Source organism: Rhodococcus jostii NBRC 16295 (assembly GCF_001894825.1).
Classification (GTDB): domain Bacteria; phylum Actinomycetota; class Actinomycetes; order Mycobacteriales; family Mycobacteriaceae; genus Rhodococcus_F; species Rhodococcus_F jostii.
The window spans coordinates 94,969-109,899 of record NZ_BCWY01000023.1 but is presented as its reverse complement, the minus strand read 5'-3'; the positions used below and the strand labels follow the sequence as shown (position 1 = coordinate 109,899).

The following is a 14,931-nucleotide window of genomic DNA, read 5'->3' as shown; positions in this document are numbered from 1 at the left end:
CACTGCGTGTCCTCCATCCTGCGCCGGTGCCCCTCCCGAACGCCTGGCGAGGTGGGCTGGGGGCGGATGCGGTTGGCGGGCACTCGACGGCGTCCTGCGTGACTGCGGGGGTTTGAGTCGTGGGAGGCCCCGCTGTATCGGCAAGTCGTCGTGCGGCGGCTCGACGACCACTGACCGCTACCGCTACCGCTTCGTGTGCGGTGGTCCTTCCAGCCCGTTCGTCATGAGCCGGACCATCACGTCGGTGGTGTGGGCGATGGATGTCCGGACCGTATCGGGCCATTTGATGATCTGCTCGGAAGTGTGCACGACGAAAAGGTGGAGGACGAACGGGTCGATGTCCTTACGGATCTCGCCGGACTCGACAGCAGCGATCACCAACTGGTCCCATAGGGACGAGAACGCCTCGAGTTCCGGACGCAAGCGTTCACGCATGTCCTGGGGCAGGTCCCGGTAACTGCGGATATGTGCCGGCGACATGCTGCCGATCTCGAGCCGCACCTTCACGAACGCGCGAATAGCGGCGAACAGACGTTCTCCCGCAGTGGCTGGGCCGGGCAGGTCAGCGACTGACTGTCGCACTCGTTCGTGGGCCACGCGGACGCCGCCGTCCAGAGCCTCCTCGACCAGCGCCTCCTTGGAATCGAAGTAGTAGTAGAGGCTGCCGGTCTGCATGCCGGCCTCCGCTGCGATCGCAGATAACCTCGTGTGCTGATACCCGGTCTCGGCGAGGACCTTGCCCGCGGCGGCGATGATCCGAGCCCGGGTCACCTCAGATTTGGACATGCGCGCCGCGGTGACGTCGTCGTGCTCGGTCGCGGTCATCTGACTCCTCGTGTCGGGCTCGTCCGTACGACTGTATCGCCGACGAATTCTGCAACGGCATTAGATTGTCGTTCCAGTCTAGGCGGAGTCGCCGGATCCGCGTGTTCTCGACGTCGCCGTCGTTCTGGACTGTGCTGCTCACCGAGGTCTGCGGTCGATCGGTGGTAGTCGCGGCTGGGGCCATCGGCGAATCAGGACGCCGGTGGAGACGAGACCAGATACGGCCACTCGCCGTCGGTGGAACGGGTCACGGTCACCGGGACGGAAGTGACATGCAGGGAGCGGGAAACCGGCGTCCGGTCACCGCCCCGGCTGAGCCTCGTAGCCGGCGATCGTGTCGAAGAAGGTGTTGGCGAAGTAGATGAAGCGGCCTCCTTGCTGAAGACCGGTCGTATGGGAGCCTCCTCGTCCACCGGCACCAGATTTTCCTGGGCGGATCGCAGACTGAGTCGCCCCTGCCATTGCGTCTCTTTCTACTTTAATCTAAAGTTTTGTTAGAAATCTTCGCTGCTATGAGGTCCTCGAATTCGAGGAGCGCAGCAACGTCAACGGCTCGGGCATTCGGTGGGACATCCTGTCGGCGCCGCGGCGTCCACATCCTGGCGACCATGCTCCGCGAGTTGGAGCGTCGCGCAGCCGCTACGCGATCAAGACAATGCGTATCGGCGGCGGCCAGGGCCTCGCAGCGACCTTTCAACGAACGTCCTGACCACATCGACGACTACCGCGGCACAGCCTGCGGAAGACCAGCCAAGCGTGAATCCCGCCATATATGAAGGAGAAGGCGAAATGGCAATTCTCAAGACCGATCTCTGCGATCTGCTGAACATCGAGTACCCGATTCTGCAGGCCGGCATGGGCGGTGTGGCCTTCGGCCCACTGGCCGCGGCCGTCTCCAAAGCCGGAGGCCTCGGCACTATCGCGGCGATCTCGCCGACGCCCGAGCGGCTCGAGGAGGAGATCAAGTACGTGCGCAGTGTGACCGACAAGCCGGTGTGCGTGGACATCGGATTTCCGCCGCGTGCACCCCAGAAGCCGGAGCCGGTCAAACACGAGGATCTGCCCGATCCCATCAAGGAGTTGCAAGCAGAGGTCGAAGCGCTGGGCATCGAGGTCAAGCCGGTCGATGACCAGGCGATGGGTATCGACGACGCCAAGCGCAAGATGGAGATCTGCGAGCGGTACGGAGTCGAGGTCATCGCATGTGCGCTGGGAACGCCGGAGTGGGCGGTACAGCACGCGCACAGTTGGGGCGCCAAGACCATCTCGATGGTCGGTCGGGCCTCGCATGCGAAGCGCGCGATCGCCAACGGCACGGACATCGTCGTCGTGCAGGGTACCGAGGGCGGCGGGCACACGGGTGACATCGGTCTGGTGACGTTGCTGTCGGAGGTTCTCGAGTTCGCCACCGTTCCGGTGGTTGCTGCCGGTGGTCTGGTGACCGGCGCCCAGATCGCCGGTGTGCTGACCCAGGGCGCGCAGGGCGCCTGGATCGGCACTCGGTTCATCAACACCGAGGAGTCCAGCGTCGGGCCGAATTACAAGCAGTCGATCGTGGAGGCCGATCACGACACCACGATCCGTTCGCTGCTCTTCGACGGTCTGTACGTGCGCCAGCTGCAAAACCGTTTCACTGAGGTGTGGCAGGGCCGCGAGGATCAGTTGCTCGGTTATCCGAAGCAGCGCGTGGCCATCGGCCCGGTGCGATTCGCTGCTGCCGAAGCGGATCTCGAGAACCAGCAGGCGCTGCCCGCCGGACAGGGCTCGGGTCTGATCCGCGATGTCCTGCCGGCCGGCCAGGTGCTCGAGCGTCTCGTCCGAGAGACTGCGGAGGCCCTCGACGCATCCAGTGGGCGAATCAAGTACTCGCAGTAGATCGTCGCGGGTGGCGCCGGCCTGAACAGGTCGGCGCCACTCCCTCCCTTCGGAGACCGAGTCAAGCGGACCTCCGCCGAGCGACATCCCGACGAAAGGTCTTCGGTGTCTCTGTCTGCGTTCTACCGAGTCGATTCCCATGTCCCCGCGTCTCCCGAACGGGAGATCCTGAGTCCGTTGCCTCGTGCCTTCGGAGGATGGGGGAGTCGCATGCTGCGTGGCATGGCGGTGAGCGGGGTGTTGGCCCGAGCGGCGGAACGGAGAGTCGCCGACCTCGGTCGGTCCGACCTGTCTCCGGCACGATGGACCCTCGATCTGTTCCGTCCGGCGGGCGAGTCACCGTGCTCAGTCGCCACCACGGTCTTGCGTCAAGGACGCAGGCTCTGTCTGCTCGACGCCACGCTGATGCAGGCTGGCGCCGCGGTGGCCCGTGGGACCGCACTGTTCCTGCGTCCAACAGAGTTGCCGCACAGCGGTATCGACGTGATCGCTGAGGTCCCGCAGCCGCCTCCGCCGATTGGCGGTATCGAACGCGTCTATCGCCGGCACGAGGGGGACTGGCTCACGGACGGCGCAGTGCCGCGCGACGCACACGCCAAGAGCGTCTGGCACTTCCCAGTACCGATCGTCGAAGGCGAAGACCTGACGCCCTTCCAGGCCGCAGCGGCTGCCGCCGACATCACCAACGCGGTGGCGAACGCAGGACCTGACGGCTTGGCCTTCATCAACGCGGATCTGACGATGAACATCGTCCGCCGTCCCACCGAGACCGCATTGGGCATGACGCTTGCGGAGCGGTTCGAGGGCGACGGATTGTCGGCCGGGGTGGCCACGATGTTCGACTCCGCCGGGGGATTCGGTTCGGTGTCGGTGTCCTGCCTTCAGCAGCGGCCCATTGTGCTGCAGTAGGTGATGCTCGAGCAATGATCAGCGCGGTGTGGCCGACTACCCGGATCGCCGAGTCAGAACAGGTTGAGTGCTGACCGAGGCGTCGGGAGAGGTTGACGCTGCTGACGATGCGGAGTGGAGGAGTCGACCTCAGGACATCTCGAGCCGGCACTGTTCGGGCGCGCGGGCGTTGTCGATGACGCAGAACCGGTTGCCCTCGGTGTCGGCCAGCACGACGAAATCCGAATCCTCTGGGTACCGGTCCCACGGCACCCGCTGCGCGCCGAGACCGACCAGTCGCTCGATTTCCGCCGCCTGATCGTCGCCGTCGCGGGCGTGCAGGTCGAGGTGCAGCCGTGGTTCGGGTTCCGCGTCGTGTTCGCTCTGCTGGATCGCGAGCAGTGGCCGGCCGTCGGGCTGCGTCAGGTTGGTGAAGCCGTTGTCGCCGACGGGCGGGAGCGCGGTCAACCCGAGTGCCTCGGTCCAGAACCTGGTTGCGCGCCCCACGTCGCGGGCCCCGATCACGGTCGTTCCCAGAATGAGCATGCACCGAATTTATCCGCTGTGCGGGGCCTACGTGGACGATGTGGGGTGTGGAATTCGAAGATGTGGTGTTGCAGCCCCTTGCCGAGCGGTTGTGTCTCGTCGACGGGGTCGTCGGTGTCACGCTCGGCGGCAGCCGCGCCCGAGGGATGCACACGACGGAATCCGACTACGACCTCGGCGTCTATTACCGCGGGGCTCTCGACACCGACGCGCTGAACAACCTCGCGCAGGAGTGGGCGGGCGCGGGGGCGTCGGCGACGCGGACGGGAGAGTGGGGACCGTGGGTCGACGGCGGGGCATGGCTGTCGATCGACGGCAGGGCCGTCGACTGGCTGTACCGCGACCTCGACCGGGTGACCTCGGTCTGGCAGGACACGCAACAGGGTGTGTACGGGTTCCACGCCCAGACCGGTCATCCGTTCGGGTTCGCGGACTTCGCCTACCCGGGCGAACTCGCACTGTCGGTGATTCTCGCCGATCCGTCCGGACATGTCACCGCGCTCCACACCGACGTGCAGCAGTACCCGGACCCGTTGCGCGAAGCGCTGGTGCGGCGACTGTGGGAGGCGGACTTCGTCACCATGCTGGCCCGCAAGGCGATCCCCCGCGCCGATGCGACGTATGTGGCGGGTTGCCTGTTCCGTGTGGTGTGCCTGTGCACCCACGCCCTGCACGCGCATGCCCGACGTTGGCTGATCAACGAAAAAGGCGCCGTCGCCGCGGCCGGTGCGCTCCCGAACGCACCCGCCGACTTCAGCACTCGCGCTCACGCCGTCCTCGGCCGGCTCGGAACGACACCGGACGAACTGACCGCCACCCTCACCCTCGCCGAGCAACTCGTCGAGGACACCCGGAACGCCTGTCCCCTGACGTGACTGTGCGAACCGTCAGGCGTTCTCCCCGAACCGCCCGCGGGCCTCGACCGGAATCAGCGGATTCTCCGCCCGCGCCTTGATCTGCTGGACGGCCCACGTGTTGCCGTCGGGATCGGCGAAACCGAAGAACGTTCCCCCGTCCCGCTCGTCGAACACCGTGATCTCACTGACCTCGACGCCTCGATCGAGCAACTCCTGCCGGGCCGCCGCGGCGTCGGCAACCACCAACTGCAGCCCCCTCAACGACCCCGGCGTCATCTCCGTCTGCGACGGGAGGTCGCCGATCACGATCGAGCAGCCCGAACCGGTCGGGGTCAGCTGAACGACGTGCATGTGCTCGTTGACGGTGTCGTGATCGAGATGGAAGCCCAGCTTGTCGCGGTAGAACGCGACGGATCGATCGATGTCACTGACGGGCAGAATGACCACTTCGAGTGTCCAGTCCATGATGCGACGCCCTCCATTTTTGTGGGGAGTGAAAATGCTTCGCATCAGATGGTGGTGCATCGGCGGCCTCGTTGCCGTTGTTCCGCCGAGAAATCGGGACTACCAGCCGCGCAACCGGCCCGGGGTGACGCGGATGAGCGTCGAGTAGTCCTGCTGGAACTTCTCGGGCGTGTACTCCAGACCGGCCATGTCTCCACTGTACTTCTCGACGTACGCCGCCCACTCCGCAGGCGTCGGACCGTCCGCGTCGACGCGGCCCGTCCCGGTGAACACCGACACCTCACCGCCCTGCGCGCTGCTGTTGAAATTCAGCGCGACCTGCGGATTCTTCTCGATGTTAGCCAGTTTGGCTGTCTCCGGTCGGCTGAAGATCAGGAACTCGGTACCCGACCATTCGAACCACACCGGGGTGGGAACCGGCGTGCCGCTGCGACCGACGGTCGTCAACCAGACGATGGTCTCCCGCTCCAGTCGGTCGGCTACGGATTCGGGGATCGCGGACGCTGAAAGAGTCATTGCGTACTCCTGTGTCGTTTCCGATGCTCAACCCTCAACCGGTATCAACCGCGGCGCAGTGCGCGATCTTCCCGATCGAGGGACTGGCGACTCGCGTCGGTCGAAACGACCACAGCATTGTCGACGTCGTTTCCTCCGACAGATGCTGTAGGAACCGACCCACCCACAGTCCGGGTCAGTTGGTTCGAGCGGGTGCTGCGTCGTCCGCGCGGTTGTGCGACTGGCGCTGTCTGGTCCCACGGACGAGCGCCAGGCTGCACACCAGGCAGGTGATGGTTCCCAGGGCCATCGCAAGGCGAGCTGAAGTCGCGTCGATGATCGAACCTGCGATAACCGCTCCGACCGGTGCGACGCCGACACTGCTCATTGTCAGGAGCGCCGACGAACGACCGAGCAGATGCGTTGGGCTGAGAGTTTGCACGGTGCTGTTCAGTGAGCTTTGAAACCCGCCCAGACCTAGTCCGATGAGCGGCGACACAACCAGATAGAACGCGATAGTGGGCGACAATGCTGCAAACCCCAGCGCGCCGCCGAGTACCACTGTGGTGGCGGCGACGATTCGGAGGCGCACACTCGGCAGCATTGAGATAACGACGCCTCCGATCACAGCGCCGACCGCGTTGAGGGCGTGCGCAGCGCCGAGCTGCGCGGCAGTGCCGTCGAGGGTGACGGTCACCATCGCCGTGACGACCACCATGAAGTTCATCGCGAGTACGGTCACCGCGACGTTGGTCGCGAAAAGTGATCGCAAATCCTTGTCGGCGAGGAGCGATCGCGCCGAATCGCCTACCCCTTTTCCGCTTTCACGCCGAGTCTGGTTCTGTCCGAGCGAAGTCGAGTTCATGAAGCACAACGCAACAATCACGAATATGTACGTTCCCGAATTGATCGCGAAGCAGGTCGCCGGCCCAGCCGCTGCGTATGCGAGGCCGGCCAACCCGGGGCCGATCGAGCGAGCCGCGGACAGCGCAACGGTATTCAGAGAAACGGCCGCGGCGAGTTCCTTCGCGCCGACGAGTTCGAACAGGAAGGACTGACCGGCTGTCCGGTCGAAAGCTTGCACCACCCCGGAGACGGCAATGATCGCGAACAGCACGGGCATGTGGTCAGGTCCGGACCTCGCCGCAACGGCCAGCGCCGCTGCGCACAACGACGACAATGCTGCTGTGACGAAGAGTATTCGTCGTGGCCGGTGTCGGTCGGCGACGGCCCCGGCAAACGCACTGAGGAGCAGAATCGGCGCGAACTGGCACACCGTCACCAACGCGAGCGCTCTGGCGCTTTCGGTTGTCTCGATGATCCACAGACTCAATGCCAAGTTCTGGAACCACACACCGGTGCTGGATGCGACCTGACCGGTGAAGTAGAGGGCGAAGTTGCGCCTACGGAGAGGTCGCGGAACGAGGGAAGACATGGACAGTCAGACCGCGATCCTCCGTTCCAGAAACTCCCCGATCGAGCGCTCGACCACGGCCGCCGAATCCCCACGTGAGTCAGCGTTGCTGGCGTTGATCTCGAGCACCGGAATGCCCGCCTCCTCCAACGCTGCAGTGGTGAAGGTGCCGCCCGGCACGTCGTCGGCCACGAGGTGCACGACGGCGTCGACACCGTGGGCGAGCGCCTCTTTGACGTACCATTGGGACGACCACGGCGGTGTGTAGAGCTGATCGGTGAACCCGACGAAGCGCGCAGCGAGGGTGCGCATCGGGTCGTTCCCGTACCGCGGATACCCGTCGGCGGCGATCGCCAGGTACATCGACCAGACGAATACCGCCCCGTACTTGTCTTGAAAGCGTTGGTAGAGGCCCAAGTCGAACCACAGGCCGCGCCCGATCCACATGAGCCGGATGCGCTCGTCGGGGCAAACGGCCCGACCGCCGCGCACTGCCTGCTCGACCTCGAGGTACAGCGAGCGGGCCGCGTCGCGAGCCCACTCGCTGCCGCGGTGCCACTGCGGGATCATCACGGCGGGAATACTGTCGTTGATCGACACCGGAGTGGGACGAGACGAGGCCAGAAGGTCGCGGGTCCGTCGATTCCACTCGGCCTGCTCGTTGACCAGGCCCATCACTGCGGCCAACCGGTCGAGGTCGAACGTGCGGCCGGTGCGTTCGGTGAGAAACTCGACGAGTTGCCAATTCTCACTGGTCATCAGATCCAGGCGGTCGCTCGCGTACGCATCCTCCCAGCGGTGCGGGACGACATCCCACCAGTCGTCGGGGGCAGTGGTTGCCGAGGACCGCTCGAACGCGAAGAACTCTGTGTCCGGATGCTTCGCCCAGAGGTCGAATACCTTCCGAGTAGCATCGCCGCTGCTCTCGGCAATGACGAAGTCCGGCCGTGGCATACCGCCCCACGGCGCCCGATCGGCAGGCAGGTCCATCGATCCCAGACCGATCGCGTCGTACTGGTACGAGTCGTCCGGATAGCCCTGAGCAGAAATACTCTGCAGACTCTGCGGACCCATGCGCTTGGCCGCCACCACAGACGCCCACCATTGGTTGACCACATAGGGAATGCCCATTGCGCGTAGGATCTCCTGCGGCGCATCCGCGTTGACCAGCGCCAGCGGGACGCCGGATGCCACCTCGGCCCGCATCTCGGCGAACCACTTCTTCTGGTGTGCGGTGGCCGCGGTCGCGGCCGCGAGTCTGCCGATCGGCTCCGCGTGTGCTGCACTCATCGTGTGGATGCCTCGCATTCTTCTCGTTCCAACTGCTCGATGGCCGCGACCAGTTCCTCGCGCTGCCAGGAGTAGGTGGCACCGGTCAGTTTCGCCGTCGGAACAACACTGTCCAATTCCTCGACGAGCGATGGGTAGTCCCATCCCGGCGCGGGGTCATTGCGGCGGACCAGGGACAGGACGGCCTGCGCGCCGGAGCGACGCACGCACTCGGCGCTGTATCGGGCGCGCTCGCCCAGTCCTGAAGTCTGTGCCAGGGGCGAGCACTGGAGCCGGTGTGCTGCGATCGTCGAGTGCGCTGCGCCCAGGTGGGTAGCCTCGCCCACCTCCGTCCAGAGATCCGCCAATGGATCTCCCCAGCTGTGATCCTCGCCTACTACCTGGGCGCCGCCGGCCTCGAGCGCGGCGTAGTCGTGGTCGTGGTCGTGGGCGCTGCCGGTGACGAATATTCGCACTCTGCCCGCTACCGGTTCCCGGGCGGACAGAATGGAATCCGTCAGGCTGAGAGACTCTTCCGGAGGCACGGTCTGGCTCAGCGCATACAGCCGGAGAGCAGTCGTTCCCGACACCGTCGGCTCCTCCGCGCTCCTCCGGGCGCGGACTTCCCGAAGGCGGCCGGCAAGCTCCGCCCGCACGGTGCACGCCGTGCGCAGATTCTCGATCGTGTGCGTCCGGCCTGTCCACTGCGCTACGGCCGCAGCGAACTTGTCGATCTGGTCGACGTTGTACTTCCTGGTCGACTCGCGTCGTATGTGCAGCAGGTCCACGAGGTGGATCGGGGGCACGGTTCGCCCCTCCGCCGCCAGGGCGCGCAGCACGTAGAAGAGCCGCAGCGACGACTGACTGTCCCGCGAGATCACCAGCCCACGAAGGAAATCGAAGTCCCCTGCAAGGATCTGATCGAGGATCGAGTGTGCGCTGGCATCGACTGCACCGCCGAGGAGACGAACCGCCTCGACGGTGGGTTGCCGATCGACGGCGGAGAGCCTGTACGCGCGAGCGCCACAGGACTCGATGATCTCGACGGGGACGTCGACTCCGACGACACCGATCACTGGTCGACCGGTAGCCGCACGCGCTTGATCGAATCGGCTCTCATACCATCGCTGGACACGATCGGATGCCGTCCAGACAGTCATAGCACGTGGCTTTCGGCGAGTTCTGCGATGCGGCCCTGGTCGTAGTCGAGCAGCTCCGCGAGTACCTGCGCGGTGTGTTCGCCGAGAGCGGGTGCAGGCCGCTCCAGGCTGGTCTCGCTCTCGGACATGGTGATCGGCAGTCCGCTGCCGAACAATTCCACGACGTTGCCGTATGTGGGATGGATGAGCGGAACCACCTCGCCGCGGTCGACAACGATCGGGTCGCGCACCGCGTCCCGTGGTGTGCGCACCTCAGCGCAGGGTGCACCGTTGCTTTCCAGCTCCGAAATGACCTTCGCGACAGGCTTGTCGGCAGCCCACTGTCCGATCATGGCATGCAATTGGTCGGCGTTGTGAACTCGTCCGTCCCGGCGGGCGAACTTCGGGTCCGCGATCAGGTCGGACCGGCCGATCGCCGTCAGCACACCGTGCGCGAATCCGTCGGTGGGAGCGCAGATCGCGAAGTACCCGTCCTCGGCCTCGAAGGTGCCGAAGGGGGCGAGCCGGGGCACGAGTGCGCCGGTGCGGGTGGGAAGGCCGATCATTTCGAACGCGTCGAAAGGTTCTGCAGCGACCATCGAGGTCAGTGCGCCGAGCATGGAGACGTCGACGTGCTGGCCGCGGCCGGTGCTCTCCGCCTGGATGACCGCCGACAGGGTACCGATCACGGCGAACAATGGGGCGACGAGGTCACCGATGGGCAACCCGAACCTGATCGGCGCGTCACCCGGGCTACCGGCCGTCATCATCACACCGCTGAGAGCTTGGATGATGGTGTCCATCGCCTTGCCGGTACCTGGGCCACCCTGGCTACCGAATCCGCTGATGGAGGTGTACACGAGTCGTGGATTTGCTTCGACGACAGCCCCGTAGTCGATTCCCAGTCGTTCGGTGACACCGGCGCTGTAGTTCTCGACGACGATGTCGGCGCGGGCGGCGAGGTCCAGGAACACCTGCCTGCCTCGCGGGTCCTTCAGATCGAGGGTGATCGATTCCTTGTTCCGCCCGCGCGAGAGCATCGACACCGACATGTCTTCGTCGCTTGTGCGCTGTACCGACAGGCCACCGGGGGTGACGTAAGGAGAATTGTTGCGGGCGGCGTCGCCGCCCCGTTCGGGGTTCTCGATCTTGATCACGCGGGCCCCGAGTCCGGCGAGCAGAAGTGTCGCGTAGGGACCGGCGAGCGCGGTGGTCAGGTCGAGGACGATCTTTCCTTCGAGGGGACGCTGAGACATCATCGAATCCTTTGCTGTGCTGCGGGTGCGGTGACGACGACGACATCCCCGTCACGTCGAAACTCGGTGGCGAAACCGGCTGTTCGGGAGATCTTCTCGATATAGTCCACCACCCCTTCGGCGCGGCGGTCGTCGGCGGTCAGAGGCACCGGCCGGGCGTCGTCGTCGATCCAGCAGGGCACGAAGCCGGCGCGGACCAGTCCGCCACGGTCGAATGAGCATGTAGCGATGGCCGTGTTCCGGCTCTCCGGATGGAACGGGTAGGACGGCATGGCAGGGTCCGGGCTGAAACCGAACATCTTCTGCCGGCGGTCCGCCCACTCCCGGCGCTCTGCGGAATCACCCCCGGTCGGGCTCAGTGCGTGGGTAACGGTGACGAAATTGCCCAAGCCGTGGAAGATCGGCCTTCCCCTGTATATCTCGATGCCTCGCATGATGTGCGCGTGGTGCCCGATGATCATGTCGGCTCCGGCGTCGATTGCGGCGTAGGACACCGGAGACTCGTAGTCGGCGAGAAGGGCTGGGGTATGGCCGATTCCCTTGTGCAGCGCAACGGCTACGACATCGACCTGATCTCTCAGGGCGGCGATGTCCGATTTCATCCGGGCCAGGCTGTCCGGCGTTGCGAAGGTATAGATGGAAGGCGGGCCTCCGGGAGTGGCGGAGTCGAGTTCATAATGAGTCAACACCTTCACGTAGGCGGCGCCGGCCTTTTGCGACGCAGCCCACGACTCACGCGGCCCGACGCAGTTGTAACTGAGCACACCGACGCGGAGACCGCCGCCCTCGAGCACAGCGGGTTCGCGCGCCTCGGCGAGGTTCGCTCCCCCACCCGCGGTCTTCAATCCTGCCCGGCGCGAGTATTCGATCGTGTCGAGTACACCCTCGGTGCCGACGTCGTAGAAATGATTGCCCGCGAGTGTCACCACGTCGAAACCTGCGTCCGAGACCGCTTCCAGCGCCTTGGGGTCCGCCGGAGGGGCGGGTACATCGGTGCTCGCCTGAACGGTACTGGTCGAATGGGGGACCTCGATGTGCCCGACTGCCACGTCGGCCGACCGGAAAATGTGTGTACTCGGCGCGAAGTAGTACTCGGGGTCGGGCTCGTCGAGGACGAGGTCGCCTACCGCGACCACGGTGCAGGTCTCGCTCACTGTGCCTCCCGGACCAGTTGTCGTTCCCGGTTCACGCTCTGCGACTGGGTAAATCGGGTGAGGAACCGCTGCAGGCGCTCCGTCTGTGGACGCTCGAAGAACTCCTCGGTGATGTTCTGCTCGACCACCTTGCCTCCGACCATGAAGACGCAGCGGTCCGCAACCTGACGAGCGAACTCCATTTCGTGGGTCACGACGATCATCGTCAGCCCCGTGCGCGCGAGATCCTTGATGACGTTGAGAACTTCGTCGACGAGCTCTGGATCGAGAGCGCTTGTCGGTTCGTCGAACAACAGAACGCGGGGACGCGTGGCGACCGCCCGCGCGATCGCGACGCGCTGCTGCTGGCCACCGGAGAGCTGCCGTGGGTAGGCCCCTGCCTTGTCGGGCAAGCCGACCTTCTGCAGAAGCGTTTCGGCCCGAGCCTTCGCGTCCTGACGGGACATTCCGTGCACAGCGACAGCGGCGTCGGTGATGTTGCGAAGCACCGTCCAATGAGGAAAGAGGTTGAATTGCTGAAACACCATCCCCATGCGTCGGCGCTGCCTGGCAACCTGCTCGTCGGTCAGCGGTCGGAGGGCGCCGTGCCGGTGCGCGAATCCCAGGAGTTCGTCGTCGAGGTAGATGGCGCCGCCGTCGATCTCCTCTAGTTGGTCGATACAGCGGACCAGGGTCGACTTGCCTGATCCCGACGGCCCGAGGATCACCACCACCTCGCCTTCGGCAACGTCGAGGTCGACCCCGTCCAGGGCAGTGGTTCCGTGGTAAGTCTTCCGCAAATTCGACACCCGCACAACGGGTGTGGGACGGTCGGTCATCGAGAGATCCTTCGTCGGGTCAGGCCGGAGCGCCAGTTGATCTTGGGTACCTCTTCACGCCGTTGACCCTTGCCGTATCGGCGTTCGAGTCGGCGTTGTACGACTGTCAGCAACGAGACGACGACGAGATACCAGATGCAAGCGACGATGAGCAGCGGAACGACCTGATAGGTGCGGTTGTAGATCAACTGGACGGAGAAGAGCAGATCGGTCATCGCGATGACCGAGACCAGGGAGGTGCCTTTGAGCAGTGAGATGAACTGGTTTCCGGTGGGCGGAACGATGATTCGCATGGCCTGCGGCAGAATGACCCTCGAGAAGGTCCGCCACTTCGTGAAGCCCATCGCGAGGGCCGCATCCCGTTGCCCTGCGTCGACGGCGCCGAGACCGGAACGGATGATCTCGGACATGTAGGCCGCCTCGTGCAAGCTCAGACCGATCAAGGCTGCGGTGAGTGGGCTGATCAGTTCGGTCGACGACCAGGAACCGAAAGTCGGCCCGAATGGGATGCCGATGGAGATGTCCGGCAACAGGTACGCCAGGTTGAACCAGAAGATCAGCTGCACGAGCGGGGGGATGCCGCGGAAGACGCCGACATACATCTGGCAGACCAGGCGGACCGGCAGGAAGTCACTGGATTGGCCGGCTGCGAGGGCCACACCCAGCAGCGACCCGACCGCCATGCCGATGACGGTGATGAATACCGACATCGCCAGGCCCTTCAGGACCGTCGGATAGAAGAGGTAGCCCCAGACGATGTCCCATCCGAAGCGGTCGTTGTTCACCACGAAGTACGCAAGTTGCGCGGCCAGTACGAGAAGAACGGCGGAGATTACCCACCGCATGGGGCGCAGACGCGGACGCGCCTCGGAAACGTCGGCGTGTTCGGGTGTGTGCTGGGTACTGGCCGGCTTGGGCAGGAAGGTAGTCATCGGGGTTGCTTGGTCCTCAGTCTCGAGATGGGCACCGAGGCGCCGGCTCAATCGGCGGGGGTGGGGTTGAGAACAGGAGCGGGAATCGCAATGTCCTCCAGCTGCCACTTCTTCACCAGCTCGGTGTACTGCCCGTCCGCGAACAGCAGCTTGAATGCCTCGAAGAAGACCGGAGCGAGCTCGTTGGTCTTAGGAGACAGCAGAACGAGCTGGTCAGCGAGCGCGCCTTGTTCCTCGGTCTGCGCGACGGTTCGCCAGGTGTCGGGCTGCGCGGCAGCGGTATCGATTGCCCCACTCTGTGTGAGGGCAGCCGAGTCGGCTCGTCCCGACTGGACTGCCAGCAGCGTGGAGTTGGTGTCGGCCAGACCGACGAATTCGACCGGCAGCCCGCCCTTGTTCACGCACCAATCCGAGAGTTTGCGCACCTGCTCCTCGGTGATGGAACCCACCACTCCGGCGGATCGGGTGCCACAGAGCTCGTCCGTGTTCTGCGCCGCGATCCCGCCGGTCTCCGGGATGAGGTACGACGTGCGACTGGTGAGCCATTGAACGCCGTCGAACTGTGCAAGCCGCTCCGGCGTGGCCTTCACCGGCCCGTTGAACGCGTCGTATCGGCCGGACAGCATCCCGGACAGCATTGCGGGAAGCCCGCTGGTGATTTCGATGCGCACGGGGATGCCGAGCACACCTGACAGCGCTTGCTGGATATCAGGATCCATGCCTGTGACTGTCGTGCCATCCGGTCCGACAGTCCGGTACGGGGGATGCGAGTCCCCCGCGAAGACGATCTCGCCCTTGTCTTTGATGGCCTGGGGCAGTTGGTTGTAGAGAACGCCGGCATTTGCCCCCGGTCCCGACAACTGCTCGGTCTCGGCGTTCTTCTGGTCAATCGATGTACAACCTGTCATCGCCAGCGCAGACAGTGCGATGACGGCGAGCAGGGCCTTCGAACGGGCGAGCCTCATGGTCCCTCACTTGATTGTCAGAGGGGCTTCGAG

At 64.9% G+C, this 14,931-nt stretch carries 15 protein-coding genes; 3 read left to right on the top strand and 12 right to left on the bottom strand.

Going from position 1 to position 14,931, the window contains the following annotated elements; genetic code table 11:
• Positions 1–183: 183 nt before the first annotated feature.
• Complete coding sequence (locus RJ1_RS16935; protein ID WP_073361757.1) at positions 184–825, bottom strand: TetR/AcrR family transcriptional regulator; 642 nt, start codon at positions 823–825, stop codon at positions 184–186.
• 789 nt (positions 826–1,614) lie between these two features.
• On the opposite strand from RJ1_RS16935, the gene RJ1_RS16930 reads away from it, so the two are divergent.
• Together RJ1_RS16930 and RJ1_RS16925 are read left to right on the top strand one after the other, a co-directional pair.
• Complete coding sequence (locus tag RJ1_RS16930; protein ID WP_073361755.1) at positions 1,615–2,700, top strand: NAD(P)H-dependent flavin oxidoreductase; 1,086 nt, start codon at positions 1,615–1,617, stop codon at positions 2,698–2,700.
• A gap of 210 nt (positions 2,701–2,910) precedes the next feature.
• A complete protein-coding gene (locus tag RJ1_RS16925) occupies positions 2,911–3,609 on the top strand; it encodes an acyl-CoA thioesterase domain-containing protein (protein WP_073361753.1) in 699 nt (232 codons plus the stop codon).
• A gap of 129 nt (positions 3,610–3,738) precedes the next feature.
• Here RJ1_RS16925 and RJ1_RS16920 read toward each other — a convergent pair whose 3' ends face one another.
• Positions 3,739–4,134, bottom strand: a complete 396-nt coding sequence (locus RJ1_RS16920) for a VOC family protein (RefSeq protein WP_073361752.1) — start codon at positions 4,132–4,134, stop codon at positions 3,739–3,741.
• 38 nt (positions 4,135–4,172) lie between these two features.
• Between RJ1_RS16920 and RJ1_RS16915 the strand changes: the two genes are divergently transcribed.
• Positions 4,173–5,009 carry a nucleotidyltransferase domain-containing protein gene (locus tag RJ1_RS16915; RefSeq protein WP_073361750.1) on the top strand — a complete coding sequence of 279 codons (837 nt, stop codon included), beginning with the start codon at positions 4,173–4,175 and terminating at the stop codon, positions 5,007–5,009.
• Positions 5,010–5,021: 12 nt separating this feature from the next.
• On the opposite strand, the gene RJ1_RS16910 is transcribed toward RJ1_RS16915, so the two are convergent.
• The 10 genes from RJ1_RS16910 to RJ1_RS16865 all read right to left on the bottom strand — a co-directional run bounded on the left by RJ1_RS16910 (position 5,022) and on the right by RJ1_RS16865 (position 14,898).
• Positions 5,022–5,456, bottom strand: coding sequence for a VOC family protein (locus tag RJ1_RS16910; protein WP_073361748.1), 435 nt, complete (start codon positions 5,454–5,456; stop codon positions 5,022–5,024).
• Positions 5,457–5,555: 99 nt separating this feature from the next.
• Positions 5,556–5,972 carry a TIGR03667 family PPOX class F420-dependent oxidoreductase gene (locus RJ1_RS16905; protein ID WP_073361746.1) on the bottom strand — a complete coding sequence of 139 codons (417 nt, stop codon included), beginning with the start codon at positions 5,970–5,972 and terminating at the stop codon, positions 5,556–5,558.
• Between the two features lie 175 nt (positions 5,973–6,147).
• A complete protein-coding gene (locus RJ1_RS16900) occupies positions 6,148–7,386 on the bottom strand; it encodes an MFS transporter (protein WP_083400579.1) in 1,239 nt (412 codons plus the stop codon).
• Positions 7,387–7,392: 6 nt separating this feature from the next.
• On the bottom strand, positions 7,393–8,655 hold the full coding sequence (locus RJ1_RS16895; RefSeq protein ID WP_073361742.1) for a 2-hydroxyacyl-CoA dehydratase family protein: 1,263 nt from the start codon (positions 8,653–8,655) through the stop codon (positions 7,393–7,395).
• Positions 8,652–9,710, bottom strand: a complete 1,059-nt coding sequence (locus tag RJ1_RS16890) for a 2-hydroxyacyl-CoA dehydratase family protein (protein WP_073361740.1) — start codon at positions 9,708–9,710, stop codon at positions 8,652–8,654. Before RJ1_RS16890 ends, RJ1_RS16895 begins: the two co-directional genes overlap by 4 nt.
• 80 nt (positions 9,711–9,790) lie before the next feature.
• Positions 9,791–11,029, bottom strand: coding sequence for a CaiB/BaiF CoA transferase family protein (locus RJ1_RS16885; RefSeq protein ID WP_073361738.1), 1,239 nt, complete (start codon positions 11,027–11,029; stop codon positions 9,791–9,793).
• Entirely contained in the window at positions 11,029–12,183 is a 1,155-nt protein-coding gene (locus tag RJ1_RS16880) for a CapA family protein (RefSeq protein ID WP_073361736.1), read from the bottom strand. The genes RJ1_RS16885 and RJ1_RS16880 overlap by 1 nt, the downstream gene beginning before the upstream one ends.
• Positions 12,180–13,001 carry an amino acid ABC transporter ATP-binding protein gene (locus RJ1_RS16875; RefSeq protein WP_073361734.1) on the bottom strand — a complete coding sequence of 274 codons (822 nt, stop codon included), beginning with the start codon at positions 12,999–13,001 and terminating at the stop codon, positions 12,180–12,182. Before RJ1_RS16875 ends, RJ1_RS16880 begins: the two co-directional genes overlap by 4 nt.
• The gene (locus RJ1_RS16870) at positions 12,998–13,933 is read right to left on the bottom strand and encodes an amino acid ABC transporter permease (protein WP_073361732.1); all 936 of its coding nucleotides are present in this window, start codon (positions 13,931–13,933) and stop codon (positions 12,998–13,000) included. The genes RJ1_RS16875 and RJ1_RS16870 overlap by 4 nt, the downstream gene beginning before the upstream one ends.
• A 47-nt stretch (positions 13,934–13,980) precedes the next feature.
• Complete coding sequence (locus RJ1_RS16865) at positions 13,981–14,898, bottom strand: transporter substrate-binding domain-containing protein (RefSeq protein WP_073361730.1); 918 nt, start codon at positions 14,896–14,898, stop codon at positions 13,981–13,983.
• Positions 14,899–14,931 lie beyond the last annotated feature (33 nt).